Annotated in this window: 24 protein-coding genes; 16 read left to right on the top strand and 8 right to left on the bottom strand. The window is 73.0% G+C overall.

Translation table 11 applies throughout. The features are described 5' to 3' along the window. Window positions 1-93: 93 nt before the first annotated feature. Entirely contained in the window at window positions 94-918 is an 825-nt protein-coding gene (locus ABD841_RS31435) for an NAD(P)H-binding protein (protein ID WP_344979362.1), read from the top strand. Between the two features lie 317 nt (window positions 919-1,235). Next, window positions 1,236-2,045: an SDR family NAD(P)-dependent oxidoreductase gene (locus ABD841_RS31430; RefSeq protein WP_344979360.1), complete on the top strand. Its 810-nt coding sequence runs from the start codon at window positions 1,236-1,238 to the stop codon at window positions 2,043-2,045. An 84-nt stretch (window positions 2,046-2,129) separates the two neighbouring features. On the opposite strand, the gene rfbD is transcribed toward ABD841_RS31430, so the two are convergent. Then, window positions 2,130-2,996, bottom strand: coding sequence for a dTDP-4-dehydrorhamnose reductase (gene rfbD, locus ABD841_RS31425; protein WP_344979358.1), 867 nt, complete (start codon window positions 2,994-2,996; stop codon window positions 2,130-2,132). 367 nt (window positions 2,997-3,363) lie between these two features. Here rfbD and ABD841_RS31420 point away from each other — a divergent pair, with 367 nt between their 5' ends. From ABD841_RS31420 to ABD841_RS31400, 5 genes are all read left to right on the top strand, one after another. After that, on the top strand, window positions 3,364-3,672 hold the full coding sequence (locus ABD841_RS31420) for a muconolactone Delta-isomerase family protein (RefSeq protein ID WP_344979356.1): 309 nt from the start codon (window positions 3,364-3,366) through the stop codon (window positions 3,670-3,672). Window positions 3,673-3,827: 155 nt separating this feature from the next. Continuing rightward, window positions 3,828-4,121, top strand: a complete 294-nt coding sequence (locus ABD841_RS31415) for an antibiotic biosynthesis monooxygenase family protein (protein ID WP_344979354.1) — start codon at window positions 3,828-3,830, stop codon at window positions 4,119-4,121. Window positions 4,122-4,164: 43 nt separating this feature from the next. Then, complete coding sequence (locus tag ABD841_RS31410; RefSeq protein WP_344979352.1) at window positions 4,165-5,433, top strand: beta-ketoacyl-[acyl-carrier-protein] synthase family protein; 1,269 nt, start codon at window positions 4,165-4,167, stop codon at window positions 5,431-5,433. Continuing rightward, window positions 5,430-6,668, top strand: a complete 1,239-nt coding sequence (locus ABD841_RS31405) for a ketosynthase chain-length factor (RefSeq protein WP_344979350.1) — start codon at window positions 5,430-5,432, stop codon at window positions 6,666-6,668. The genes ABD841_RS31410 and ABD841_RS31405 overlap by 4 nt, the downstream gene beginning before the upstream one ends. Window positions 6,669-6,689: 21 nt before the next feature. Continuing rightward, entirely contained in the window at window positions 6,690-6,947 is a 258-nt protein-coding gene (locus ABD841_RS31400; RefSeq protein ID WP_344979348.1) for an acyl carrier protein, read from the top strand. Window positions 6,948-6,965: 18 nt separating this feature from the next. Here ABD841_RS31400 and ABD841_RS31395 read toward each other — a convergent pair whose 3' ends face one another. Continuing rightward, window positions 6,966-8,078, bottom strand: coding sequence for a DegT/DnrJ/EryC1/StrS family aminotransferase (locus ABD841_RS31395; protein WP_344979346.1), 1,113 nt, complete (start codon window positions 8,076-8,078; stop codon window positions 6,966-6,968). 151 nt (window positions 8,079-8,229) lie between these two features. On the opposite strand from ABD841_RS31395, the gene rfbA reads away from it, so the two are divergent. After that, on the top strand, window positions 8,230-9,105 hold the full coding sequence (gene rfbA, locus ABD841_RS31390; protein ID WP_344979344.1) for a glucose-1-phosphate thymidylyltransferase RfbA: 876 nt from the start codon (window positions 8,230-8,232) through the stop codon (window positions 9,103-9,105). 204 nt (window positions 9,106-9,309) lie between these two features. On the opposite strand, the gene ABD841_RS31385 is transcribed toward rfbA, so the two are convergent. Beyond that, window positions 9,310-10,020: a class I SAM-dependent methyltransferase gene (locus tag ABD841_RS31385; protein ID WP_344979342.1), complete on the bottom strand. Its 711-nt coding sequence runs from the start codon at window positions 10,018-10,020 to the stop codon at window positions 9,310-9,312. Window positions 10,021-10,047: 27 nt separating this feature from the next. Next, window positions 10,048-10,902 (bottom strand): cyclase family protein, encoded by an 855-nt coding sequence (locus ABD841_RS31380; protein WP_344979340.1) that lies wholly within the window; start codon window positions 10,900-10,902, stop codon window positions 10,048-10,050. Between the two features lie 102 nt (window positions 10,903-11,004). Between ABD841_RS31380 and ABD841_RS31375 the strand changes: the two genes are divergently transcribed. The 8 genes from ABD841_RS31375 (at window position 11,005) to ABD841_RS31340 (ending at window position 19,159) form a co-directional block, all read left to right on the top strand. Next, window positions 11,005-11,463, top strand: coding sequence for a nuclear transport factor 2 family protein (locus ABD841_RS31375; RefSeq protein ID WP_344979338.1), 459 nt, complete (start codon window positions 11,005-11,007; stop codon window positions 11,461-11,463). A 104-nt stretch (window positions 11,464-11,567) separates the two neighbouring features. Further along, window positions 11,568-12,335 carry an SDR family NAD(P)-dependent oxidoreductase gene (locus ABD841_RS31370; RefSeq protein ID WP_344979337.1) on the top strand — a complete coding sequence of 256 codons (768 nt, stop codon included), beginning with the start codon at window positions 11,568-11,570 and terminating at the stop codon, window positions 12,333-12,335. 209 nt (window positions 12,336-12,544) lie between these two features. Next, window positions 12,545-13,693 carry a nucleotide disphospho-sugar-binding domain-containing protein gene (locus tag ABD841_RS31365; protein ID WP_344979335.1) on the top strand — a complete coding sequence of 383 codons (1,149 nt, stop codon included), beginning with the start codon at window positions 12,545-12,547 and terminating at the stop codon, window positions 13,691-13,693. Window positions 13,694-13,736: 43 nt separating this feature from the next. Next, entirely contained in the window at window positions 13,737-14,525 is a 789-nt protein-coding gene (locus ABD841_RS31360; RefSeq protein ID WP_344979333.1) for a phytanoyl-CoA dioxygenase family protein, read from the top strand. 43 nt (window positions 14,526-14,568) lie between these two features. Next, window positions 14,569-15,870: an activator-dependent family glycosyltransferase gene (locus ABD841_RS31355; protein ID WP_344979330.1), complete on the top strand. Its 1,302-nt coding sequence runs from the start codon at window positions 14,569-14,571 to the stop codon at window positions 15,868-15,870. Between the two features lie 13 nt (window positions 15,871-15,883). Next, window positions 15,884-17,050 (top strand): aromatic ring-hydroxylating oxygenase subunit alpha, encoded by a 1,167-nt coding sequence (locus tag ABD841_RS31350; protein WP_344979328.1) that lies wholly within the window; start codon window positions 15,884-15,886, stop codon window positions 17,048-17,050. Between the two features lie 181 nt (window positions 17,051-17,231). Then, window positions 17,232-18,239, top strand: a complete 1,008-nt coding sequence (rfbB, locus tag ABD841_RS31345; protein WP_344979326.1) for a dTDP-glucose 4,6-dehydratase — start codon at window positions 17,232-17,234, stop codon at window positions 18,237-18,239. A 110-nt stretch (window positions 18,240-18,349) separates the two neighbouring features. Then, window positions 18,350-19,159, top strand: coding sequence for an SAM-dependent methyltransferase (locus tag ABD841_RS31340; protein ID WP_344979324.1), 810 nt, complete (start codon window positions 18,350-18,352; stop codon window positions 19,157-19,159). Window positions 19,160-19,396: 237 nt separating this feature from the next. Here the strand turns inward: ABD841_RS31340 and ABD841_RS31335 are convergent, their stop codons facing one another. From ABD841_RS31335 to ABD841_RS31320, 4 genes are all read right to left on the bottom strand, one after another. Further along, on the bottom strand, window positions 19,397-20,662 hold the full coding sequence (locus ABD841_RS31335; RefSeq protein ID WP_344979322.1) for a class I SAM-dependent methyltransferase: 1,266 nt from the start codon (window positions 20,660-20,662) through the stop codon (window positions 19,397-19,399). A 75-nt stretch (window positions 20,663-20,737) separates the two neighbouring features. After that, window positions 20,738-22,039 (bottom strand): cytochrome P450 family protein, encoded by a 1,302-nt coding sequence (locus ABD841_RS31330; RefSeq protein WP_344979320.1) that lies wholly within the window; start codon window positions 22,037-22,039, stop codon window positions 20,738-20,740. 111 nt (window positions 22,040-22,150) lie between these two features. Further along, window positions 22,151-23,617, bottom strand: coding sequence for an NDP-hexose 2,3-dehydratase family protein (locus ABD841_RS31325; protein WP_344979318.1), 1,467 nt, complete (start codon window positions 23,615-23,617; stop codon window positions 22,151-22,153). A gap of 38 nt (window positions 23,618-23,655) precedes the next feature. Beyond that, window positions 23,656-24,576: an NAD-dependent epimerase/dehydratase family protein gene (locus ABD841_RS31320; RefSeq protein WP_344979316.1), complete on the bottom strand. Its 921-nt coding sequence runs from the start codon at window positions 24,574-24,576 to the stop codon at window positions 23,656-23,658. Between the last annotated feature and the right edge of the window lie 173 nt (window positions 24,577-24,749).

Genomic DNA, 24,749 nt, shown 5'->3' with positions numbered 1-24,749 from the left:
CCGCACGGCGACAACGGCCCGCGTGTCACCTCGACGACGCGGCCGCAGATCCACCGACGTCTTTCTTTTCGCGACCGGATGGGGACAGAAGACATGACAATTCTGGTGACAGGAGCCACGGGGACCGTGGGGCGGCACGTGGTCGGCGGTCTGCTGCGGGCGGGAGCGTCCGTGCGGGCGCTGACCCGGTCGCCCGAGACGGCCGGACTGCCCGACGAGGTCGAGGTGGTCCGCGGCGACCTCACCGCGCCCGAGTCGGTGGAGCCCGCGCTGGCGGGCGTGGACCGCGTGTACCTCTTCCCGGTGCCCGAGACCGCCGAGGCGGTCGTGCGACTGGCCGGCAAGGCGGGCGTGCGGCGCGTCGTCGTGCTGTCGTCCGTGTCCGCCGACTACGCCGAGGGCGACCTGAGCGGTGACCAGCACCGCGCCGTGGAGCAGGCGGTGGAGGCGTCCGGGCTCGAGTGGACGCACGTGCGGCCGGGCGAGTTCATGGCCAACCTGCTGTTCCTGTGGGCGCCGTCCATCCAGGCCGAAAGCGTGGTCCGCGCGCCCTACGGCGACGCCGAGAGCGCGATGGTCCACGAGGCCGACATCGCCGACGTGGCGGTGAAGGCGCTGCTCGAAGAGGGCCACGCGGGGGCGAAGTACGCCCTGACCGGTCCCGAGGCGCTCACGAAGGTCGAGCAGGTGCGCATCATCGGCGAGGTGCTCGGGCGGGAGGTCCGCTTCGAGGAGCTGACCCGGGAGCAGACCCGCGAGTTGTGGATCAGCCAGGGCATGCCGCCCGAGGCGGTCGACTGGCTGCTGATGCCGCCCCCGCCGAAGGCCGTGGTGGGCCCGACCGCCGAGCAGGTCACCGGCCGCCCCGCCCGCACGTTCGCCCAGTGGGTCGCCGACCACCGGGCCGACTTCACCTGATCCGGCCCGCCCCGGCCGCGAACCGCCGGGGCGGAACCCGGGACGCGGGCCGCCACCCGGAGGAGTCCGGCGTGGCGGCCCGCGGGGGACGCGCGGACGCCGCGGCGCGGAGAGGCGCGTCCCCCGCTCCGGCGGGTGGGATCACGGGACGGGCCGCGCGCTCCCCGAGCGCCACCGCGCGGGGGCGGCGCACCCGGGGGATCGAGGGGCGGGGTGGGCGGTGGACGCCGGGTCGACCGAACCTCGACCGCGGTGTCGGACAGTCGCTGCACGCCCGCGTCGGCGACGGGCTCGCCGACCCACCACGAGGAGATCCCATGCCAATCCCGTTCGATCTCCAGGGCAGGAAAGCCCTCGTCACCGGAGCGTCCCGGGGCATCGGCCGCGCGATCGCCCTCGGGCTCGCGCAGGCCGGCGCGGACCTCGTGCTGCTCGCGCGAGGCGCCGAGGCGCTGGAGAAGCTCGCCGCGGAGATCGCCGACCACGGCGGCCGTGCCCTCCCGCTCCCCACCGACGTCACCAACCCCGCGCAGGTGCAGCGTGCCGTGAGCGCCGCGCTCGCCGAGTTCGGCGGCCTGGACGTCGTCGTCAACAACGCCGGAGGAACCGGCCGTTTCGGGCCGTTCCTGGCGCTCCCGCACTCCGCCTGGGAGCAGGCCATGCGGTTGAACTTCGACTCCGCGCTCCACGTCTGCCGGGCGGTCGGCCCCCACCTCGTCGAGCGGCGGAGCGGCTCGGTCATCAACATCGCCTCCTTCGCCGGGCAGGGAGGCCTGCCGCTGCTGTCCCCGTACGCGGCGGCGAAGGCCGCGCTGATCTCCCTCACGCGCTCGCTGGCGGCGGAATGGGCCGCCCGCGACGTCCGCGTCAACGCGCTCGTGCCGGGATGGGTCGCGACCGACCTGACCGCGCCGCTCTCCGCCGACCCCCAGACGAGCGCGAGCCTGCTGGAGGCCGTGCCGGTCGGCCGCTGGGGTCAGCCGGAGGACCTGGTCGGCGCGGTCGTCTACCTGGCGAGCGACGCCTCCCGGCTGGTCACGGGGTCGTGCCTCACGCTGGACGGCGGGATGAGCGTCCTCTCCGGGGGCCCGGCCACGCTGCGGTTCTTCAACGCGACCGGCGGGTGACCGGCGGCTCCGCACCCGGGGCCGTACCGGACCGGCCCGGCACGCTCTCGGGCCGTGCCGGCCGGCGGATGACCGGCGACCGCCTCACGCCCTCAGGCTGTGCCGGGCCAGCGCCTCGCGCAGCGCCGTACGCCAGTCGCGGAGCGGGGCCGCGCCGATCTCACGCCACCGCCCGTGCGCGAGCACGGCGTAGGGGGGCCTGCGGGCGGGAGCCGCGAAGGCCTCGCTGGTCGTCGGGCGGACCCGGCCGGGATCCGCCCCGATCAGCCGGAAGATCTCCCTGGCCAGCTCGTACCGGGTGACCGCTCCGGAGTTGGTGGCGTGGAAGACGCCGGTCGCCTCGGGGCGCCGGCCGAGCAGGACGATCCGCTCGGCGACGTCCGCCGCCCAGGTGGGCTGGCCGAGCTGGTCGTCCACGACGTCGACCGTGTCGCGTCGCGCCTCCAGCTCGATCATGGTGCGGACGAAGCTGCGCCCCCGGGCGCCGTGGAGCCAGGCGGTCCGGACGACGGCGCTCGACCGGGGCAGGACGGCCAGCACGGCCCGTTCACCCGCGAGCTTCGTACGGCCGTAGGCCGTGCGGGGGGCGGGCGGGTGGTCCTCGGCGTAGGGGGTGCGGGCCTCGCCGGAGAAGACCTGGTCCGTGGAGACGTGGATGAGCCGTGCCCGCCGTTCGGCGCAGGCGGCGGCCAGGTGGCGCGGCCCGGCGCCGTTGACGCGGAGCGCCTCCGGCTCGTGCGCCTCGGCGGCGTCGACCGCCGTGTAGCCCGCGCAGTTGACCACCACGTCCGGGCGGTGTTCCGCGAGCGCGTCGCGCACCGACCGCGGCACGGTGATGTCGAGCCGGGCGCGGTCCAGCCCGACGACGGAGTCATCCGGACGGCCGGCGGCCAGGCGCTCCAGCACGTGGTGGCCGAGCAGCCCGCCCGCCCCCGTGATCAGCCACCTCATGCGCGCACCCGGCCGGTCCGGACCGGCGAGCCGCTCGCCGGCGCGCTCCTTCTCGGGCCGCTCCCCTCGGTCCCGGTTCTCCCGGTCGGGGCGGGCGGCGGGCAGGGCGGCATCCCGGACGTCGCCGTGGCCGAGCCGCGGCCGGCGATCCCGGACATGCCGGTGACGAGTGTGTTCAACGGATTCCTCCGCCGGTGGCGTCGCCCGCGAAACCTGCGGTCCCAGGAGAATGACGCGGCCGGTTAGCAGATCCTTCGAGCCCGGCTCGGCCCCGGCCGGGCCGCGTGCTCCACCGGCTCTCGATGGGCCGCTGACCGGCGGGCACCATGCTCAAGGGGCACCGCCCGACGTCCCACGGAGGAACACGATGGCACTGTTCGCCGTCCTCGCGACGCAGCACCCGGTCGGGATCAGCGCGGACGAGTTCCGCCGCCGGCTGCCCGAAGGGTTCGCCTACACCAGGGCGCTGGTGGACAAGGGCGTCATCAAGCACAGCTGGGTCCGGGTGGGCGCATCGGGAGGGCTCCTCATCTACGACGTCGACTCGCACGAGGAGCTGCTCTCGCTGCTGTACGCGAACCCGGTCAGCCCCCATCTGGAGTTCGAGGTCATCCCGCTCGCCCGGCCCGCGGACTTCGACCCGGTGGCCTTCGAGCGGCCCGGGGACGGCGCCTGACCGGTCCCGGGTGGCCGGGAGAGTGGTCCAGCCGTCGTTGAGCCGCCCGCGAGAGAACCTGCTCATCGTTGGCAACCGGGAAATCCCACATATTTTCCTATCGGGGCAAGAGAGGCACGATGCCGGAAGATGTCAGAGACGACACAGTCACTTTCGTGAACAGATTCACGGTGCACGCGTCGCCCGAGGAATTCGAGCGGGTCTTCGCGGAGACCTCGGAATTCATGGCGCAGCAGGACGGCTTTCTCCGGCATACGCTGCTCCGGCACACGGACGACGAGCGCAGCTACGTCAACATCGCGCAGTGGCGCGACGCCGGCGCCTTCCGCAGGGCGGTGGCGGCCCCGGATTTCCAGCCGCACGCCGCCGCTCTCCGCGCGCTGAGCACGAGCGAGCCCAACCTCTACACGCCCCGCCGCACCGTCTCGGCGAAGACCGGGGCCCGGTGAGCGGGAAGGCCGGTTCACCGGCCCCTGACCAGCGAGATCATTCATGAACCGTCGCGTCGTGATAACCGGAATCGGGGTCGTCGCCCCCGACGCCATCGGCACCAAGCGCTTCTGGGAGCTGCTGACGGCGGGCCGTACGGCCACCAGGCGCATCACCTTCTTCGACCCGTCCCCGTACCGGTCGCAGGTCGCCGCCGAATGCGACTTCGACCCGCTGCGCGAGGGCCTGTCCCCGCAGCAGGCCCGCCGCATGGACCGGGCCGCCCAGTTCGCCGTCGTCTCCGCGCGGGAGAGCCTGGCGAGCAGCGGGCTGAGCCCGGCGGACCTCGACCCGGCCCGTACCGGCGTGGTCGTCGGCAGCGCCGTGGGCTGCACGATGAGCCTGGAGCAGGAGTACGTCGTCGTCAGCGACGGCGGGCGGCGGCACCTCGTGGACGAGGAGTACGCCGTCCGGCACCTCTTCGGCCATTACGTGCCCAGCTCCATCGCCGCGGAGGTGGCCTGGGAGGCCGGGGCGGAGGGCCCGGTCGCGACCGTGTCCACCGGCTGCACCTCGGGGCTGGACTCCGTCGGGCACGCCGTCGAGCTGATCCGGGAGGGGGCGGCGGACGTCATGGTGGCGGGGGCCACCGACGCGCCCATCTCGCCGATCACCATGGCGTGCTTCGACGCGATCAAGGCGACCACGCCGCGCAAGGACGACCCCGCGAGCGCGTCCCGGCCGTTCGACCTGACGAGGAACGGGTTCGTGCTCGGCGAGGGGGCGGCCGTGTTCGTGCTGGAGGAGCTGGAGCACGCGCGCCGCCGCGGGGCCCACGTCCACGCGGAGATCAGCGGCTTCGCCTCGCGGTCCAACGCCTACCACATGACCGGCCTGCGCCCGGACGGGCGGGAGATGGCCGAGGCCATCCGTGCCGCGCTGGCCCAGGCCCGCAGGGCCCCCGAGGACGTGGGCTACGTCAACGCGCACGGCTCCGGGACGAAGCAGAACGACCGGCACGAGACGGCGGCCTTCAAACGCAGCCTCGGCGAGCACGCCTACCGGGTCCCGGTCAGCGGGATCAAGTCGATGATCGGCCACTCCCTCGGCGCGATCGGCTCCCTGGAGATCGCGGCCTGCGCGCTCACCATCGAGCACGGCGTCATCCCGCCCACCGCGAACCTGCACGAGCCCGACCCGGAGTGCGACCTGGACTACGTGCCGCTGCGGGCCCGCGAGAGCCGGGTGGACACCGTGCTGACCGTCGGCAGCGGGTTCGGCGGCTTCCAGAGCGCGATGGTGCTGTGCAGCGCGGAAGGAGCAGGGCGGTGACGGCGGCCACGGTGGTGACCGGCATGGGCGTCCTGGCCCCCACCGGCCTCGGCGCGGCCGCGCACTGGACCGCCACGCTGCGCGGCCACAGCGCGATCGGGCGGATCACCCGGTTCGACAGCGAGCCGTACACGAGCCGGCTGGCCGCCGAGATCGATGGTTTCGCCCCCGAGGAGCATCTGCCGAGCCGCCTGCTCCCGCAGACCGACCACATGACCCGGCTCGCGCTCGTGGCGGCGGACTGGGCGCTGGAGGACGCCGCGCTCACCCCGTCGGCGCTGCCCGAGTACGGCGTCGGCGTCGTGACCGCGAGCTCGGCCGGCGGGTTCGAGTTCGGCCACCGCGAGCTGGAGAAGCTGTGGAGCAAGGGGCCCGAGCACGTCAGCGCCTACCAGTCCTTCGCCTGGTTCTACGCGGTGAACACGGGCCAGATCTCGATCCGGCACGGCCTGCGGGGGCCCAGCGGCGTGCTGGTGACCGAGCAGGCCGGGGGGCTCGACGCGATCGCCCAGGCGCGGCGGCACCTGCGCGGCGGGATCCCGGTGATGATCGGCGGCGGGGTGGACGGCTCCCCCTGCCCGTGGGGCTGGGTCGCGCAGCAGACCAGCGGCCGGCTCAGCGCCTCGCGGGACCCGGCACGGGCCTACCTGCCCTTCGACGCCGACGCGTCCGGGTACGTCCCGGGTGACGGCGGCGCGCTGTTCGTCCTGGAGCCCGAGGACGCGGCCAGGGAACGTGGCGCGACCTCCTGGTACGGCGAGATCGCGGGGTACGCCGCGACCTTCGACCCGCCCCCGGGGTCGGGCCGCCCGCCGACCCTGCGCCGGGCGATCGAGCGGGCGCTCGACGACGCCGGGATGACCGCCGCCGACGTCGACGTGGTCTTCGCCGACGCCGCGGGCGTCCCCGAACTGGACCGGATCGAGGCGGACGCGCTGCGGGCGGTCTTCGGCCCGCACGGGGTGCCGGTGACCGCGCCCAAGACGATGACCGGCCGGCTCAGCGCCGGCGGTGCGGCGCTCGACCTGGCCACGGCCCTGCTGGCGCTGGAGCACGGGGTGGTCCCGCCGACGGTCAACGTGTCCCGCCCCGTACCCGGATACGAGATCGACCTGGTGCTGCGGCCCCGGCGGCTCCCGCTGTCGGCCGCCCTGGTGCTGGCCCGCGGATACGGCGGGTTCAACGCCGCGATGGTCGTGCGCGGCCCGCGGCGATCGGAGCACGAGGCTTCCTGAGAGCGCCCACGAGGAGGGAACATGGAGAAGCTGACCGTGACCAGGCTCATGGAGATCATGCGCGAGTGCGCGGGCGAGGGCGAAGGGCTGGCCGTGACGGACGACGTCCTGGACGTGGAATTCGGCGATCTCGGCTACGACTCGCTCGCGATGCTGGAGACCGCGGGCCGGATCGAGCGCGACCACGGCATACGGCTGGCCGACGACCAGGTGACGGAGGCGAAGACCCCGCGCGCCTTCCTCGCGCTGGTCCACGACGCCGCCACCGGGGTCGCCTGACCGGCCGCCCGGCCCGGCTCAGGACAGGGTCGTCAGCACCTCGCGGAGGGCGCTGATGACCTTGTCCTGTATGTCGGGGGACAACGACGCGTACATCGGCAGCGAGAAGATCTCTCCGGCGAGCTTCTCGGTGACCGGGAGAGACCCCGGGGCGTATCCGAGGTGGGCGAAGCCGGTCATCGTGTGCACCGGCCACGGGTAGCTGATGTTCAGCTCGATGTCGTATCCCTTGAGCGCCGCGATGATGTCGTCCCGCCGGGGGTGGCGCACGACGTAGACGTAGTGGACGTGGTCGTTGCCGGGGGCGAGCCGGGGCAGCACGAGCCCGGTGTCCGCCAGCCCCTCGGCGTACCGGCGGGCCACCTCGCGCCGGGCCGCGATGTAGCCGTCCAGGCGGCGCAGCTTGCGGCGCAGGATCTCCGCGTGCAGCTCGTCGAGCCGGCTGTTGTGGCCCGGCGTCTCGACGACGTAGTACCGCTCCTCCATGCCGTAGTAGCGCAGCCGCCGGAGGTTGCGGTCCACCGCGTCGTCGGAGGTGATCGTCGCGCCGCCGTCCCCGTACGCGCCGAGGACCTTCGTCGGATAGAACGAGAAGGCGGCGGCCTGCCCCATCGTCCCGGCCAGGCGGCCGTGGTGCCGGGCGCCGTGGGCCTGGGCGCAGTCCTCCAGGATCACCAGGTCGTGCTCGGCGGCCAGGGCCTCCAGCGGCGCCATGTCGACGCACTGGCCGTAGAGGTGCACGGGGAGCAGGCACCGGGTGCGCGGGGTGATCACCGCCGCCACCTGGTCCGTGTCCATGAGGTACGTGTCCGGGTGCACGTCCACGAAGACGGGCTTCGCGCCCACGCCGTCGATCGCCACCACGGTCGGCGCCGCGGTGTTCGACACCGTGATCACCTCGTCCCCGGGGCCGACCCCCAGTGCCTGGAGGCCCAGCTTGATGGCGTTGGTCCCGTTGTCGACGCCGACGCAGTGCCGTACGCCGTGGTAGGCGGCGAACTCCTCCTCGAACCCCCGGACACTCGCGCCGAGCACGAGCCGCCCGGAGCCGAAAACCGTCTCGACCGCGTCGAGAATGTCCTCGCGCTCTTTCTCGTATTCCGCTAAATAGTCCCACACACGAGTGGTCATGCCTTTTTCTACCTCCTTCGGGTTCGCCATTCAGCACAATGCACGCCGCTCGCAGGAAGCTCGAGGCCACCTCAATTCAGCAGCCTTGACCTTGTCCCCCAAATAAAGCGGGCGATAGCATGAGGCATTCCGACCGATGGGGTGAAAACGCATGCGAGGAATTATCCTGGCCGGCGGCACCGGCACCCGGCTGCATCCGGCGACGCTCGCGGTCTCCAAACAACTGTTACCCGTGGGCGACAAGCCGATGATCTACTATCCGCTCTCGGTGCTCATGCTCGCCGGCATCAGGGACATCCTCGTCATCACGGTGCCGGGCGACATGCCGCAGTTCCGCAAGCTGCTCGGCGACGGGGCGCACCTCGGGCTGAACATCACGTACGCGCGGCAGGACCAGCCCCGCGGAATCGCCGAGGCGTTCCTCATCGGGGCCGACCACGTCGGCCCCGACAACGTCGCGCTGGTGCTCGGCGACAACATCTTCCACGGCAACTCCTTCTCGGACCTGCTGGAGCGGGAGAGCAGGAACCTGCGCGGCTGCACGCTGTTCGGGTATCCGGTCACCGACCCGGAGCGCTACGGCGTCGGCGAGACCGACGCCGAGGGGTACCTCGTCTCCATCGAGGAGAAGCCCGCCCACCCCCGGTCCAACCGCGCGATCACCGGGCTGTACTTCTACGACAACGACGTGCTCGGCCTGGCGAAGGAACTGCGGCCGTCCGAGCGCGGGGAGCTGGAGATCACCGACCTGAACCTGGCCTACATGAAACGCGGCCAGGCGAAGCTGATCGACCTCGGCCGCGGGTTCGCGTGGCTGGACACGGGCACCCCGGAGTCCCTGCTCCAGGCCAGCATGTACGTGCGGACGCTGGAGGAGCGCCAGGGAGTGCGGATCGCCTGCGTCGAGGAGGTCGCGCTGCGGATGGGCTTCATCGGGGCCGAGGAGTGTCACCGCCTCGGGGCGAAGATCGGCAACTCCAGTTACGGCCAGTACGTCATGGCCATCGCCGACGAACTGGCGGCGTGAGCGGCCCCACCCGCTCTCCCCGCCCCACCCGCTCTCCGCGCCTCTCCCGCTCTCCCCGCCCCACCCGCTCTCCGCGCCTCTCCCGCTCTCCCCGCCCCGGCTGCCTCCGCACCGCACCCGGGGCTCCGCCGTGTCCGCGCCCCGCCCGCGCACGAAGCCCCGCCCGCGCACGAGGCCCCGCCCGCGCAGGAGGCCCCGCCCGTGTCACTCCCGGCGGCCGATGAAGACTCCCCGCTCGGTCCAGCCGACCTCGGTGTACTCCGCCGGGCATCCGGCGTCGGCGAACGCCGCCAGATACTCCTCCAGGGTGAACAGCGTCAGCAGGTCGATCTCGGTGAACGCCCTGATGCCGGAGGAGTCCCCCACGAGGAAGCGCACCTCCATGCGCGTGGTGCGGCCCTGCCGGGTCGAGTGCGAGATCCGGGCGACCGTCCTGCTCTCCGAACGGGCCAGGTCGCCGGCGACGTAGTCCTCGATGAACCGCTCGGGGAACCACCACGGCTCGACCACGAGCACCCCGCCCGGTTCGAGGTGCCTGGCCATCGACCGTACGGCGGCGCGCATGTCCGGCACGGTGGGCAGGTATCCGATGGCGGTGAACATGCACACCACCGCGTCGAAGGTGCGGCCGAGGTCGAAGTCCCGCATGTCCCCGGCGTGCAGCGGCACGCCGGGCAGCCGCTGCACGGCGACGTCCAGCATCGGCCGCGCGAGCTCCAGCCCCTCCGTGTGGGCGAACAGCTTGCCGAAGGCCTCCAGGTGCGCGCCGGTCCCGCAGGCGACGTCGAGCAGGGAGTCGGCACCCGGGAACCGCGACCTGATCAGCCGGCTGATCTCCTCGGCCTCCTCGGTCCAGCTCTTGCCCCGGCTCTCGTAGATCATCTCGTAGACTTCCGCAAGCTCACGGCCGAACATCACACCTCCTTCGCGACCGGGGACGGGTCAGGCGTCGAGCACGGCGACCGCGCGCGTCCAGCCCGCGCCCGCTCCGGCGATCTTCACGGGGAAACACGCCACGCGGAAGCCGTACGGCGCCGGCAGGGCGTCGAGGTTGGCGAGGCGCTCGATCTGGCAGTACTCCCGATCGCGCCCCGCGAAGTGCGCGGGCCACAGCACGGAGCGGTCCCCGGTCGCCCGGTACCTGGCGATGATGTCCCCGAACGGGGCGTCCAGGCTGAACGCGTCCGTGCCGATCACGCGCACCCCCATGTCCAGCAGGAGGTGCACGGCGGAGCCGTCGAGCCCGGCGAAGTCCGTGAAGTACCGCGGGGTGCCCGCGTGCCGCTGCGCGCCCGTGTGCAGCAGCACGATGTCCAGGGGGCGGGGCGTGTAGCCGATGCGGTCGAGCTCCTTCTCCACCCGGTCCGCGCCGACGGCCCCGGTGGCGGCGTCGGTGAGGTCGAGCACCACGCCGGGGTTGAAGAACCACTCCAGCGGCATCCGGTCGATGTGCCTCGGCACGCCGTCGCCGTAGGAGGCGCGCGAACCGTAGTGCGAGGGCGCGTCGACGTGGGTGCCCGTGTGGGTGGTGAGGGTCATCCGGTCGAGCGAGAGGAACTCCCCGTCCGGCAGCTCGGCCGGGTCGAAGTCGATCCCGAAGTGCTCGCGCATCTCCTCGCTCATGTGGACGGCGCCCTCGCGCGGGGTGAGGACCTCGTGGACCAGGGGGTCCGGCTCGTAGGACGAGGAGTCCACCGGTGAAGACAGGTCGATGAGCCGCACATACGCCTCCGGGAGCGAGCGCCACTGGACGTACCGATCGTCGCCGCGACCGCCCGCGAACGCTTGGAGCCTCACTCGAACCCGCACCCGGCGCCCGCGCTCCAGCGGGACTCCGGACGGGTCGCGCACCATCGGGGCGTCGCCGTGCCCCCGCCCGTCGACGGACGAGGAGGAACCATGCCCGTACAGACCGACAGCCCGCCGCTCGCCGCGCTCTACGCCGAGGTGCAGCAGTTCTACGCCCGGCACATGCACCTGCTCGACGCCGGAGCCGCGGAGGAGTGGGCGGAGACCTTCACCGAGGACGGCGTCTTCGCCCCGCCCTCGGCGCCGGAGCCGATCCGGGGCCGCGCGAACCTCACGGCCGGTGTACGGGAGTCGGCCGAGAACCTGGCCGCCGCCGGCGAGGTGCACCGCCACCTGTTGAGCATGGTGGCGGTGGAGCCGCAGGCCGACGGTTCGCTGCGGGTGCGCAGCTACGCGCAGATCATCGCCACTCCCCGGGAGGGCACGCCCCGGCTGCACCTGATGTGCGTGTGCGAGGACGTGCTCGTCCGCGAGAGCGGTGAGCTCCGCGTCCGCGAGCGCCGCGTCACCCGCGACGACCGCCCGGACCTCCGGCCCGGCACCGCGTGACCGGCCGTGAATCCCCGCCGCCCGCCGTCGGCCCCGGAGCGGCCGGCGGGTCCGCTCAGCAGGAGTCGATCCGGGTTCGAGCAGCGGTTCCTACGGTGCCGGACATGACTGCGACAAACGACGGCCCGGTGTCCCGCGCCGTGATCGTGACCGGGGGCGGCACCGGCATCGGCAGGGCCACGGCGAGGGCGTTCGCCGAGCGCGGCGCCGGGGTCCTCGTGGTCGGGCGGACCGAGTCCACCCTGGTCGAGACCGCCAAGGACCACGACCTGATCCGTGTGCTGACCGCCGACATCACCGAGCCCGACGCCCCCCGGCTCATCGTGGACACGGCGCTGCGCGAGTTCGGCAGGATCGACGTGCTCGTGAACAACGCCGCCGCGCTCGGCTACCGGCCGCTCGCCCATGTCGACCGGGAGCTCGTCGACACCCAGCTCGGCACGAACCTCGTCGCCCCGATCCTCATCACCCGGTGCGCGCTCGACGCGCTGGAGGCGAGCGGCGGCACCGTGGTGAACGTCAGCACGGCCGGTTCGCTCGGGATGCGCTCCTGGCCGGACAACGGCGTGTACGGCGCCGCCAAGGTCGCGCTCGACTTCCTGACCCGGACCTGGGCCGTGGAGCTCGCCCCCCGCGGCATCCGGGTGGTGGGCGTCGCCCCCGGTGTGATCGACACGCGCTCCGGCCCCCGCATGGGCCTGTCCGAGGAGGGCTACGAGGACTTCCTCCGGCAGATCGGCACGCGCACCCCGCTCGGCCGCGTCGGCGACCCCGAGGAGATCGCGTGGTGGATCACCGAGCTGACCCGTCCCCAGGCCGGCTACGCGACCGGTGTGGTGCTGCCGGTCGACGGCGGGCTCTCCCTCACCTGACCCGCGGGCGGGGGACCGGGATGAGGACGATCCGGACCCGACGGGCGGACCGGCGGAGCGGGCTCGCGCGCCTCGGCGCGACGCCCCTCGCCACGGCCGGAAGGTCCCCGCGGCCCCCGGCACGCCACGTGGCCGGCCGCGTCCCTCCCGGTCCGGCCGGAGCACGCGGGACCGCTGACCGACGCCGCAAGTAGAACCCTGGAGGAACCATGCGTGTACTGTTCGTCGCCTCTCCGGGCCTGGGACACCTCTTCCCGACGGTGCCCCTCGCGCAGGCGATCCGCGCCGCCGGGCACGAGGTCCGCTACGCCACCGGCGGCCTGAGCGTCGCGGCGTCCGAGGCGGGGTTCAGCGTGATCGACGTCACGCCGGGCCTCGACTACGCGCCGATCTTCATCGCGGAGGGCGGCGGTGACGGCCCCCAGCCGATCCATGCCGACGACCCCGAGGACGAGATGCTCGCCCGCCTCTTCGGCCGCGTGTCGGGGGTCATGGTGGACGGCGTCGTCGACGCCGCCCGGTCGTGGTCGCCGGACCTGATCTTCTCCCCGCCGCTCCAGGGCGCGGGTCCGCTCGCGGCCGCCGCGCTCGGCCTGCCGTACGTGGACATGCCCGTCGGCCTGTACGACGCCCGGCGGGACCTGCCCGACATGGTGCGCGAGGCCATGCGCGAGCACTACGAGCGCCACGGCGTCACCGGCGAGCCGCCCGCGACCGCCCGGATCAGCACCTGCCTGCCGGGCTTCGCGGAACTGCTGCCCGAGGAGAGGTCGCCCGGCGACGCCTGGCCGATGCGCTACGTGTCCTACAACGGCGGGGCCGTGCTGCCGGACTGGCTCCGCCACCGGCCCGAGCGCCCGCGGATCGCGGTCACCCTCGGCACCATCGAGGCCCAGTGGGGCGGCATCGCCGTCCTCGCGCCGCTGATGGCCGCGGCCGGCGCGGTGGACGCCGAGTTCGTGCTCACCCTGGGCGGCGGCGACGTGTCGCTGCTCGGCCCCCTGCCGCCCAATGTCCGGGTGGTGGAGTGGGCGCCGCTCGACGCCCTGCTGGAGACCTGCGAGGCCGTCATCCACCACGGCGGGAGCGGGACGACGATGACCGCGATCCAGGCGGGGATCCCGCAGTGCGTCCTCCCGCAGGGTTCGTACCAGCACAGCGACGTCGACGTGATCGCCCAGCGCGGGGTCGGCATCCTGGCCGACGCCGCGTCGCTGGGGGCCGAGGAGTGCTACACGCTGCTGAAGGACGAGGCCCTGCGGGACGCGGCGCGGCGGGCCCGCGACGAACTGCGGTCGATGCCGGCGCCGTCCGAGCTGGTGCCCCGGCTCGTCGCGCTGGCCGGCCGGGCGCGGTGACCGTGCGAAGGCCGCAGAACAGCGAGAGGAAGGACGACCCGACATGGCGGCTCACCCCGAGCTGAGCACACCCGAGTCCCTGACCGACGACACCGTCCGGCTCTACCGCGAACAGGGATTCGTCCACGTCCCGCGCGTGCTGTCCGAGGACGAGATCGCGGCGTTCCTGGCGGCGTCCGAGGAGCTGCTCCGCAAGGAGACGCCCACGCTCTGGGGTGAGACCGAGGCGGAGTCCCAGGTGCACTACATCGAGGAGGCGTGGCTCAAGAGCGAGACGCTGCGCGGGCTGGCGCTGCACCCGAGCGTCACCGGGATGGCCAGGCGGCTCGCCGGCGGGCCGCTGCGCCTGTACAGCAGCGACGTGCTGGTGAAGAAGCCCCGCGAGGCGCTCCCCACGATGGTCCACGACGACGAGGCGGGGCTGCCGCTGTCGAACCTGTCGCGGACGCTGACCGCGTGGATCGCGCTGGTCGACGTGCCGGTGGAGCGGGGGTGCCTGTGCTACGTGCCGGGCTCCCACCTGCGCCGGGACGCCGACCGCCAGATCCGCATGGAGAGCTTCGCGGACTACCGGCCGATGGAGGAGGTCTGGCCGCAGTTCCCGTGGCAGCCGAGGGTGTCGGTGCCCATCCGCGCCGGAGACGTCGTCTTCCACCACTTCCGCACGGTGCACATGGCCGGGTCCAACACGACGGACGTGCCGCGCATGGCCCACGGCGTCATCTACGCGGACGAGGAGGCCACCTACCGGCCCGGCGTCCAGGACCAGTACCTCACCCACCTCCGGCCGGGGCAGCGGCTGGAGGGCGAGAAGTTCCCGCCCATCGGGTGAGGGGCGCCGCGGTGGCCGGGGCCGGCCGGGAGGAGCAGTCCCGATGAAAGTCATGTTCGCCTCGCTCGAAGGCAGCCACTTCCAGCTCATGGTGCCGATGGCCTGGGCGCTGCGCACCGCGGGGCACGAGGTCCGGGTGGTCTGCAAGCGGGGCCTGGTCGACGCCGTCACCCAGGCCGGCCTGACGGCGGTACCGGTCGAGTGCCCGCCCTGGCAGGAGGGGCTCGGCCGGTTCCACACGGAGGCCATCGCCCGCTGCAACGAGCTGGAGACCACCGAGCTGGAGCGGGACCAGCCCTCGTGGGAGACGCTGCTCGCCTACGAGAGCCTCGTGGTCCCGGCGTTGTGGTCGCGGCTCAACCGGGACGAGATGATCGACGGTCTCGTGGAGTACGCCCGGTTCTGGCGGCCGGACCTGGTGCTGTGGGAGAGCTTCTGCATGGCCGGGCCCGTGGCGGCGCTGGCCTCCGGCGCGGCGCACGCGCGGATGGTCTCCGGCCCCGACATGGCCCTGCAGATGGGGGTCCGCCGCGAGTTCGTCCGGCGCTCGCGCGAGCTGCCGCCGGAGAACCGCGAGGACCCCACGGCGGAGTGGCTCGACTGGACCCTGGAACGGATCGGCTGCGGTCACCGCTTCGACGAGACGATGCTGACCGGCCAGTGGATCATCGACAGCCGGCCGGCGAGCATGCGCGAGGACCTGGGGCTCACCACCGTGCCCGTGCGCTACGTGCCGTACAACGGGCGGTGCGTCGTGCCCGCCTGGCTGCGGGAGCCGCCCGCCCGGCCCCGCGTGTGCCTCACGCTCGGCACCAGCATCGACAGCGACTACGCGCTCTTCGACCTGGACACCATGCTCAACGCCCTGATGCGCACGCTGGCGGGCATGGACGTGGAGGTCGTCGCGGCCATCGCCCCGGCGCAGCGGACACGGCTGCGGGAGATACCGGGCAACGTGCGGATCGTGGACTTCGTCCCGATCAACGACCTGCTGCCCACCTGCGCGGCGGTCGTCCACCACGGCGGCTACCAGACGAAGGCCACGGCGGAGCTGCACGGCGTCCCGCAGGTGATCGTCACCGGGTGGGAGTGGGTCAGCGAGGGCATGGGCCGGGACTACGAGAAGCAGGGCACGCTCCTGTCCGTCTCCATCCGGGAGTTCAGCGCCGAACTGCTCCGCGAGCGGCTGGAGCGGGTGCTGGGCGACCCCTCGTTCGCCGAGAACGCGCGGCGGGTGAGGGACGAGGTCCTCGCGATGAGGACGCCGAACGACGTCGTACCGACGATCGAGGAACTGACCGCCGAGCACCTGGCCGGCGTGCCGGGGGCCGACCGGCGGTCCTGACGGAGGGAATCCCATGGTGAGCGAGGACCGGCCTGGCGCCGGCGGGCGCGACGGCGCGCGGACCACCGCGGAGGTCGAGGAGATCGTCGGAGAGCTGGGGCGCTACCTGGGCGACTCCCCCGCGATCAGCCTGCCGCCGCGGGCCTACACGTCCCCCGAGTTCTACGAGCTGGAGCGCTCGCGGGTGTTCGGCCGGTGCTGGGTGCTGGTGGGGCACTCCGACGAGCTGACGGCGCCGGGCGACTACGTGGCGCTGACGGTGGCGGGCGAGCCCGTCGTCGTGACCCGGGGCCACGACGGCGCGCTGCACGGGATGTCGCCGATCTGCAGGCACCGGAACATGCCGCTGGTGGAGCCGGGCGCGGGCCGTACGGACGCCTTCACCTGCCGGTACCACCTGTGGCGGTACGGACTGGACGGGCGGCTGCTCGGCGCCACGTACATGCGGGGCAACAAGGAGTTCGATCCGGCGGCCTGCCGGCTGCCGGGCTTCGCGGTGGAGCAGTGGCACGGGTTCGTGTTCGTGAACCTGGATCCGGGCGCCGAGCCGCTGGCCCCGCACCTGGGCCGCTTCGACCGCGAGACGGCGAACTACCGGCTGGACGACATGGTGCAGGTCGCCTCCTGGCAGGAGGAGTGGCGCGTCAACTGGAAGATCGCCGTCGAGAACGCGCACGAGAACTACCACGTCATGGGGCTGCACCCGAACACGGTCGCGCTGATCACCCCGCGCGGGGGCGACATGGACGTGCGGGTCGACTCGCCGTGGGCGACCCGCCTGCGCAGCCCCTTCACGGAGCCCATGGAGCCCGGGGTGCTGCCGCTCCGGGACGAGCAGCGCGCGTTCATGGACAACTGCTGTGTCTTCCCGTCGGGCAGCGTCGCGACCTTCGCCGACTCGATCGTCTGGATCAGCTTCATCCCGCTGTCGATCGACCGGACCCAGGTGCGCGGGGGCGTCCTCCTGCCGCCGGCCATGCTGGACGGCGCCGACCGGGACGCGCTCCGCAAGGAGCACGAGGCGAGCTCGGCCGTGGTCAACGCCGAGGACCGCGACGGGCTGGAGGCGGTCCAGCGGGCGATCGGCTCCCGCTTCGCCGGCCGGGGCCACCTCAGCCCCAAGGAGCCCGGTGTCCTGGCCTTCTACCGCGGCCTGGCCCGGGCCCTGCTGCCCGGGTGACCCCGCCGCGGGCCGTCCCACCGGCGTTCGAGCGGCGCGACCGCGGTCGCCGTTCCGTCGAGCCCCGGCGGAGCGGCGGCGGGGCCGGGCTCCCAGCGCCCGTCGACGCGTCCTCCAACCCCCCGCGGGAGGCTGCTGCCCGCACGCTTTTCGAGCATCGTCCCCTAGAGGGAGGGACGGGTTGAATCTTCTCGTCACCGGCGCGGCCGGATTCGTCGGCTCCGCCTACGCACGCATGCTGCTGGACTCGCGGGCGCCGGACGCGCCGCACGTCACCGTGCTGGACAAGCTCACCTACGCGGGCAACCTGAGCAATCTCGGCGACCGCGTCACCGGCCACCCCCGGTTGCGGTTCGTCCGGGGTGACATCTGCGACGCCGAACTGGTCGGCAAGCTGATGACCGAGGCGGACCAGGTGGTGCACTTCGCCGCCGAGTCCCACGTGGACCGGTCGATCACCGGGGCCGGCGACTTCGTGCGCACGAACGTGGTGGGCACCCAGACGTTGCTGGACGCCGCCCTGAGGCACGGCGTGACGCGGTTCGTCCACGTCTCCACCGACGAGGTCTACGGCTCCGTCGAGCACGGCTCCTGGGCCGAGGACCGCCCGCTGGCCCCCAGCTCGCCGTACTCCGCCTCGAAGGCGGCCTCCGACCTGCTGGCCCTGTCCTACCACCGCACCCACGGCCTGGACGTGAGGATCACCCGGGCCTCCAACACGTACGGCCCGTACCAGTTCCCGGAGAAGGTGATCCCGCTGTTCGTCACCAACCTGCTCGACCGCGAGCAGGTCCCGCTCTACGGCGACGGGAGGAACGTCCGCGAGTGGCTGCACGTGGAGGACCACTGCCGGGGGGTGGAGCTGGCGCGCACCAGGGGCCGTCCCGGCGAGGTGTACAACATCGGCGGCGGCACCGAGCTGACCAACCTCGAACTCACCGAGCGCCTGCTGGCCGCCTGCGGGGCCGACTGGGGCAGGGTCCGGCGCGTGCCGGACCGCAAGGGCCACGATCTGAGGTACTCCCTCGACTCCGGCAAGGCCCGCGCCGAGCTCGGCTACCGCCCGCGGCACGATTTCGCCCGCGGTCTCGCCGACACGGTCGCCTGGTACCGCGAGAACCGGGACTGGTGGGAGCCGCTCAAACACCGCCGCGCCGCGGACGGCGGCGGGCCGGCGGCGCCGTCCTGAGACGCGACCGGCAGGTTCCAGCGCTGTTCAAGAGGCATGCCGGGCCCCGGCCGGAATGGGCCGGGACTCGGGCCCCGGCATGCGCCGTACCCGTTACGAGAGAGGGAAAGATGACCTCGACCCCCGCACCCCAGCAGCAGGACGTCGCCGACTTCTACGAGCAGTCCACCCGGTTCCTGGCCGAGCTGACGGGCGGGAGCCTGCACTTCGGCTACTGGACCTCGCCCTCCGACGAGGCCACGATGGAGCGGGCCTCGCAGCAGCTCACCGAGCTGATGATCGAGAAGATAGCGGTGAAACCGGGTGACCGGGTGCTCGACATCGGCTGCGGCACCGGCGGGCCGGCGATCCAGCTCGCCAGGGAGACGGGCGCGGAGGTGGTGGGAGTCACCATCAGCCGGGGCCAGGTCGAGCAGGCCAGTGCCCTGGCGGAGTCCTCCGGCCTGGGCGGCCAGGTGACCTTCCGGCAGGCCGACGCCATGGATCTGCCGTTCCCCGCGGACTCCTTCGACGCCGTGTGGCTCTTCGAGTCCATCTTCCACATGCCCGACCGGCTCGGGCCGCTCCGCCAGGCCGCGGCCGTGCTCCGGCCCGGCGGCCGGCTGGCGCTCACCGACGTGCTGACCTCGCCCGCCCACGACGTGCCGGACAAGCCGTTCGCGTCGCTGTTCGGCGAACCGATCCAGATCGGCGACTACCCGCCGCTGCTGAGGCAGGCCGGTTTCACCCCGGTCGAGGCCACCGACATCACCGAGCAGTCGGTCGGCCGCACGCTCGACCGCATCCAGCAGAAGATCTCCCAGGACCGTGAGCGCTTCGTCGAGCGGTTCGGCACCGAACTGGTCGACCAGGTCGAGGCCACGGTGCCCATGCTGCGCGCGGTGCGGCTCGGCTACGCCATCGTCACCGCCGTCCGCTGACCTGTCCGCCGCCGGCCGCACCCGGATCCCGGATCCGGGTGCGGCCGGCCTGGTCGCGGCCACCGCGGGACCGGCGGGAGGGCCGGGTGCGGACACGCCGGACGGCATCGTTCCGGACACGCGGTGACCCGTAGGAAGACCGGGCGTGGACATACCGGACGGCACCGTTCCGGACACGCGGTGACCCGGGGCCCACCCCTGCCCGCCGGTGCGGAACCGCTCACCGGCGGGGACCGGTCACAACGAGTCGGCCGAGATGATCACGGGCTTGGGGATGGGGCGGATGAACCTGCCCCCGCCGTTGAGGAAGGCCGACTCCTTGCGGATGATCTCATCCGAGTAGTTCCAGGCCAGCAGCAGGTAGTAGTCCGGGGCGTGGGCCTTCGCGTACTCCGGCGAGCGGACCGGGACGTGCGTCCCCGGCAGCACCTTGCCCTGCTTCAGCGTCGTGGTGTCACTGCAGAACTCCAGCTCCTCCGGCCCGAGCCCGCACACGTTCAGGATCGTGTTCCCCTTGGCCGAGGCGCCGTATCCCGCGATGCGCTTCCCCTCGGCGGCGAGCCGCCGCACGAGCGCGGGCAGCTCGTCCCTGACCCGGTCGACGTTGAGCGCGAAGTCCCGGTAGACCGCGTCGCTGTGCAGTTCGGCCCGCCGCTCCAGCCGGAGCAGCTCCTCGACCGAGGGGCGCGGCGCCCACGGCCCGTCGTCCCGCCCGACGAAGACCAGGATCGAGCCGCCGTGCACCGGCAGCCGCTCCACGTCGAAGACCCGCATGCCGTGCCGCGCGAACAGCGAGACCAGGGTGCCCACGCTGAAATAGGACAGGTGCTCGTGGTAGATCGTGTCGAAGGCGTTCTGCTCGAAGAGGTCGAGCGCGTAGGGCACCTCGATGGCGAACACCCCCTCGGGGGAGAGGAGTTCGCGCGCCCCCGTGACGACCCCCGCCACGTGGTCGATGTGGGCGAAGACGTGGCGGGCCAGGATCAGCCGCGCCCGGCCGTACCCCTCCGCGACCGACCGCGCGGTCTCGGCGGAGAAGAAGTCCGGCAGCGTCTCGATGCCCCTGTCGGCGGCCACGCGTGCGAGGTTGCGCGCCGGGTCCACACCGAGCGTGCGCATGCCGGCGTCCCGGAACGCCACGAGTTGCGCCCCCGTGTTGCTGCCGATCTCCACCACGAGGCCGTCCGGGGGCAGCGCGAACCGTTCCCGGCAGGTCTCCGCGACGTACCTCATGTGCCGGGTGATGGTGTCCGAGTCCGAGGTGACGTAGGGGTAGTCGCGGTAGAGGATCTCCGGATCGACGACGTGGGTCACGCTCAGCAGCCGGCAGGAGCGGCACGAGATGACACCGAGCGGGTAGTACGGCTCGTCGTCGTACGAGTCCGCGGGGTCCAGGAACCCGTTGGCCAGGGGGACGAGCCCGAAGGAGACGACCTCCTGCCAGTCGGTTCCCCCGCAGACCCGGCACTCCACGACCTTCCGTACGCTACTGCTGGCATCCACGACTGGCCCCTCTCTCGATGACGATGAAAGCTGCGCCACGCTCGGCAGGAGATCGGCTGAGGGACACCCGCGGCCTCACCCGGTGCGGACCGGCAACCGCAGGACCGCCGCCGTGGCCGGGGACCTCAGGCGGCGCAGCACGTCGCCGGCGCGGCGGAGGTCCGGCAGCTCGGCCGCCACGGCGGCCACGGCGGCGACCGCCTGGGCCCGCGCGAACGAGGCGACGATGGCGGCGGGCGATCCCGCGGGGAACGTCAGGTGCCGCACCGGCCGCCGCGTGATGTCGAAGCCGTCCGGGTCGCCGTGCGCCTCGGGGTCGCGGTTCGCCGCCTCGGCCACCACGACCAGCTCCTGGCCCGCCTCGATCCGCTGACCCGCCAGCTCGACGTCCTCCTGGGTGTACAGCCGGTGCAGCCGGATCGGCGGTGCGTACCGCAGCGTCTCCTCGACCGCGGCGGGAGCCAGGGCGGGGTCGTCACGCAGCAGCTTCCACTGCTCCGGGTGATCGAGCAGCGACGCGATCGCCTCGCAGACGAGGTTGGCGGCCGTGTCGGCACCGACGACCGCGAGCAGCACGCAGACGGCGAGCGCGTCGCCGGGGCGCGGCCCCTCCCCGGCCGGCGCGCGCAGCAGCTCGCCGGCCAGGCCCTCCCCCGGCGTCTTCCGCCCCGACTCGATCGTCTCGCCGAGCAGCTCCCGCATCCCGGCCAGCGAGGCCAGGAGTTCGCGGGCCGCGGTCAGGCGCGGCGGGCAGAGGGTCGCGTCCAGCGTGCCCGCCGCTCCCGCGCAGAGGGCGGTGAAACGCTCCCGCCGCTCCGCGGGCAGGCCGAGCAGGTCGCAGAGCACGGCGGCCGAGGTGTCGCGGGCGAACCCGGTCATCAGGTCGAACTCGTCGGGCAGCCGCCGTACGCGCTCCCGGTGGAAGTCCGCGATCTCCTGGCGGCGCCGTTCCAGCGCGCCGGCGATCACCGGCTCGGCCCGGCGGCCCAGCCGGTCGTACTCGGCCCGGTCCAGGGTCACGAACGCGTCGTCGAGCGGCAGGACCTTCCTCAGGACGGGGATGTCCCAGGGCATCGGCTCCGCGTCGCCGTCCGGTTCCGCCTCCCCCGTGACCCGGTCGTCGGGGTGCCGCGGGCTCAGCCGCGGGTCCGCGAGGACCTCCGCGCCCAGCTCGTAGGAGGCGGTGACCCAGGCCATCGCGTGGCTGAAGGAGAGGGGACCGCGTTCCCGTATCCGCCGGCCCAGTTCGCGCGGGTCGTCGCTGGCCGCCCGCAGCAGCAGGGCGTACGGGTCGTCCTTGGTCCCCAGGATCCATTGGACACCGCGGAGCGTCAGCAGGTTGTCGCCGAGCTTGCTGTCCGTCGCTGTCTGCACCATGCGCCCCACGGTAGGAGGGGGCGCTATAGCCTCCCTCGATTCCCTCTCTCCGGCCCGTCCCGGCGCGGAGGCCGGGGACCAGCGCCGATCGAGCCCGCCGCACGGGTACGGTCATGCGGGGCCGGGCCCGGCGGAGAGACTGTGCAGGCAGGCGATCAGGCTGCGCGCCTGGATGTTGACGTAGTGGCTGTGGCGCAGCAGGTCACCGAGCTGGTGCACGGTCAGCCAGCGGTAGTCCGGGTGCTCGACGTGGGTGTCGAGGTCCGTCTCGATGATGAGGTACCGGTTGCGCGCGTGGTAGAAGCGCCCGCCCTCCTCCGACAGGACGGCGTCGTACCTGATCTGTCCGGGCTCGGCCCGCTCCACCTCGCCGATGAACCGCGGGCGCGCCGAGCGGGGCAGGACCTCGTAGTTCTCGGGGGTGCACTGCACGGTGGGCGCGAGTTCGACCACGTCCACGTAGCCGGCTTCGACGCGGGCGTGCACGAGCACGTGCAGCACCCCGTCGATGCGCTTGACCAGGAACGCGACGACGCCCATGCCGTGCGGCTCGACCATCGGCTGGGACCACCGGCTCACCTCGCGCCCGCTCGCCTCGACGCGGACCCCGATCACGTCGAAGAAACGGCCGCTCTCGTGCGAGATCCGCCCGTCCACCCGGCGCCACCCGGGCAGGGCGTTGAGCGGGACCCTCCGGATCAGCACGTCGGTCCGGCTGCGTACGTCGGTGATCCAGCTCAGCACGTCGCCCATCGACCAGATCCCGGGCGTGTCCGGGTCGCACGACCGGACGAGCGCCGAGCGGAAGCCGTCCGCGCCCGGCCGCAGCACGGAGGCCAGGCCGGGATGGGCGACCGGAAGACAGGAGAGCACGGTCCGGGCGTCCATGTTGACCATGTCGTCGACGGCGAGCAGCCGGTGGAGCTGGCCGATGGTCAGCCAGCAGAAGCCGTCGACGAGCTCGACGTCCTCGGTGACCTCGACCACCATGTTCCGGTTGCGCTTGTGGTGGAACGCCGACCCCTGCTCCGACTGGCGTACGTCGGTGATCACCCGGCGCCGCGCGGTGTCCCGGAAGTACTCCAGGTAGGGGATCGGCTTCCCCCGGTGCACCCTCGTGTAGTTGCTCCGGGTCGCCTGCACGGTGGGCGAGAGCTGGGGGCCGTCGCAGTTGCCCGGCTCCACCTTGGCCTGCATCAGGCAGTGCAGCACCCCGTCGAACTCCTTGACCAGGATGCCGAGGATGCCGACCTCCGGCTGGTTGATGATCGGCTGGCTCCAGTCCGGCACCGGGCCGTCCTGGATGTGCACGTCGAGCCCCTCGATCGTGAAGAACCCGCCGCTGCGGTGGCCGATGTTCCCGGTCACCGGGTCGCTGCTCCAGCCCTCCACCTCCTCGAGCGGGACCCGCTCGGTCCGCGTGTACGTGCGGAGCCCGAGCTCGGCGAACCAGCGGCGGAAGCTCGCGAGGTCCATGACCCGCCCGTCCCGGCACATCGCCGACTCGGCGATCCGCAGAGCCGTATCACCCCCCTTCCCGGTCAGCACGGCCGAGGAACGCGCCAAAAGATCCGCCATGAGAACTCTCCTGGTTAGCCGCCGCGGGAACGGGGACGTCAGCGCACGGCCGTCTCCCACATGTCCCGCACAGATTCGTCGAGGCCGATTCGGGGGGCCCAGCCCAGCAGTTCTCCGGCGAGGCGGATGTCGGCCATGGTCCAGCCGTCCCCGCGTGACTCCCCCGGTTCCCCGCGCTCTTCGAGGACGCCCGGCGGGAACCCCGCCGCGGCGACGAGAAGCGACACCATCTCGCGTATCGCGACCGCCACGCCCCGCCCGACGTTGACGACCCGACCGGAGACGGGCGCCTTCGCGGCCCTGACCACCGCGTCCGCCAGGTCCCGTACGTCGAGGAAGTCGCGCAGGTCGTCGCCGATGCGGAGCTCCAGCCTCCGGGACGGCGGCAGCGCGCGCAGCCTGGCCAGGACGGAGCCGAGGAAGCTCGCCGGGGTGATGTGGGGACCGCACACGTTGACGGCCCGCAGCACGACCCCGTCCACCCGGCCCAGGCGCGCGGCGCGCAGGACCGCCTCGGAACCGGCCAGCTTGGTGCGGGCGTACGCCGTGAGCGGCCGCGGCGGGATCCCCTCGTGGATGGGCTCGCCGCGCGGCACCGGGCCGTACTCGTGTATGGAGCCGACCTGGACGACCCGCGGCGGGGAGCCCACGAGGGTCAGGCCCGCCAGGAGGTTCTCCACGAGGGTCACGTGGTGGTGCCGGTTCGCCTCGTCGGTGGCGAGCCAGCCCCCGGTCGCGTTGACCACGACCCCGGCCCGCCACCGCTCCAGGGTCCGCGCGATCTCCCCGGGCGGGGCCGCGGCGACGTCCAGCGGCAGGAACGGGTGCGCGGACACGCGGGGCGTGCGGTTCCGGGCGACCGCGACGACGTCGTATCCCGCGGCGGAGAACGCCTCGCACACCGCGCCGCCGACGAAGCCGGTGGCGCCCAGGACCACGGCCACTTGCGACTCGCCCACAACCGCTCCTCCGTGTCTTCTCGTGGTGCCGGCCGCCGGGACCCGATCTCCCGGGGCGGGGCGCCCGCGGACCGGCCGGAGCCGGGGCCGGGTGCCCTCGGGTCAGCCGCGGTCCCGGTGCTCGGCGGTCAGCCGTTCCAGCAGCGGCACGATCTCCGCCGGGGCGGGCGTGG

Source organism: Streptosporangium fragile, assembly GCF_039534445.1.
GTDB lineage: Bacteria > Actinomycetota > Actinomycetes > Streptosporangiales > Streptosporangiaceae > Streptosporangium > Streptosporangium fragile.
Note: the sequence above shows the minus strand (reverse complement) of the source record. Positions and strands in the feature narration are given on the sequence as shown.

Excerpts from the sequence above, each read along its gene's own strand:
- ABD841_RS31435 (WP_344979362.1), top strand. The coding sequence starts at position 94 with ATGACAATTCTGGTGACAGGAGCCACGGGGACCGTGGGGCGGCACGTG.
- ABD841_RS31430 (WP_344979360.1), top strand. The coding sequence starts at position 1,236 with ATGCCAATCCCGTTCGATCTCCAGGGCAGGAAAGCCCTCGTCACCGGA.
- rfbD (WP_344979358.1), bottom strand. The coding sequence starts at position 2,996 with ATGAGGTGGCTGATCACGGGGGCGGGCGGGCTGCTCGGCCACCACGTG.
- ABD841_RS31420 (WP_344979356.1), top strand. The coding sequence starts at position 3,364 with ATGGCACTGTTCGCCGTCCTCGCGACGCAGCACCCGGTCGGGATCAGC.
- ABD841_RS31410 (WP_344979352.1), top strand. The coding sequence starts at position 4,165 with ATGAACCGTCGCGTCGTGATAACCGGAATCGGGGTCGTCGCCCCCGAC.
- ABD841_RS31400 (WP_344979348.1), top strand. The coding sequence starts at position 6,690 with ATGGAGAAGCTGACCGTGACCAGGCTCATGGAGATCATGCGCGAGTGC.
- ABD841_RS31395 (WP_344979346.1), bottom strand. The coding sequence starts at position 8,078 with ATGACCACTCGTGTGTGGGACTATTTAGCGGAATACGAGAAAGAGCGC.
- rfbA (WP_344979344.1), top strand. The coding sequence starts at position 8,230 with ATGCGAGGAATTATCCTGGCCGGCGGCACCGGCACCCGGCTGCATCCG.
- ABD841_RS31385 (WP_344979342.1), bottom strand. The coding sequence starts at position 10,020 with ATGTTCGGCCGTGAGCTTGCGGAAGTCTACGAGATGATCTACGAGAGC.
- ABD841_RS31375 (WP_344979338.1), top strand. The coding sequence starts at position 11,005 with ATGCCCGTACAGACCGACAGCCCGCCGCTCGCCGCGCTCTACGCCGAG.
- ABD841_RS31370 (WP_344979337.1), top strand. The coding sequence starts at position 11,568 with ATGACTGCGACAAACGACGGCCCGGTGTCCCGCGCCGTGATCGTGACC.
- ABD841_RS31365 (WP_344979335.1), top strand. The coding sequence starts at position 12,545 with ATGCGTGTACTGTTCGTCGCCTCTCCGGGCCTGGGACACCTCTTCCCG.
- ABD841_RS31360 (WP_344979333.1), top strand. The coding sequence starts at position 13,737 with ATGGCGGCTCACCCCGAGCTGAGCACACCCGAGTCCCTGACCGACGAC.
- ABD841_RS31355 (WP_344979330.1), top strand. The coding sequence starts at position 14,569 with ATGAAAGTCATGTTCGCCTCGCTCGAAGGCAGCCACTTCCAGCTCATG.
- ABD841_RS31350 (WP_344979328.1), top strand. The coding sequence starts at position 15,884 with ATGGTGAGCGAGGACCGGCCTGGCGCCGGCGGGCGCGACGGCGCGCGG.
- ABD841_RS31340 (WP_344979324.1), top strand. The coding sequence starts at position 18,350 with ATGACCTCGACCCCCGCACCCCAGCAGCAGGACGTCGCCGACTTCTAC.
- ABD841_RS31330 (WP_344979320.1), bottom strand. The coding sequence starts at position 22,039 with ATGGTGCAGACAGCGACGGACAGCAAGCTCGGCGACAACCTGCTGACG.
- ABD841_RS31325 (WP_344979318.1), bottom strand. The coding sequence starts at position 23,617 with ATGGCGGATCTTTTGGCGCGTTCCTCGGCCGTGCTGACCGGGAAGGGG.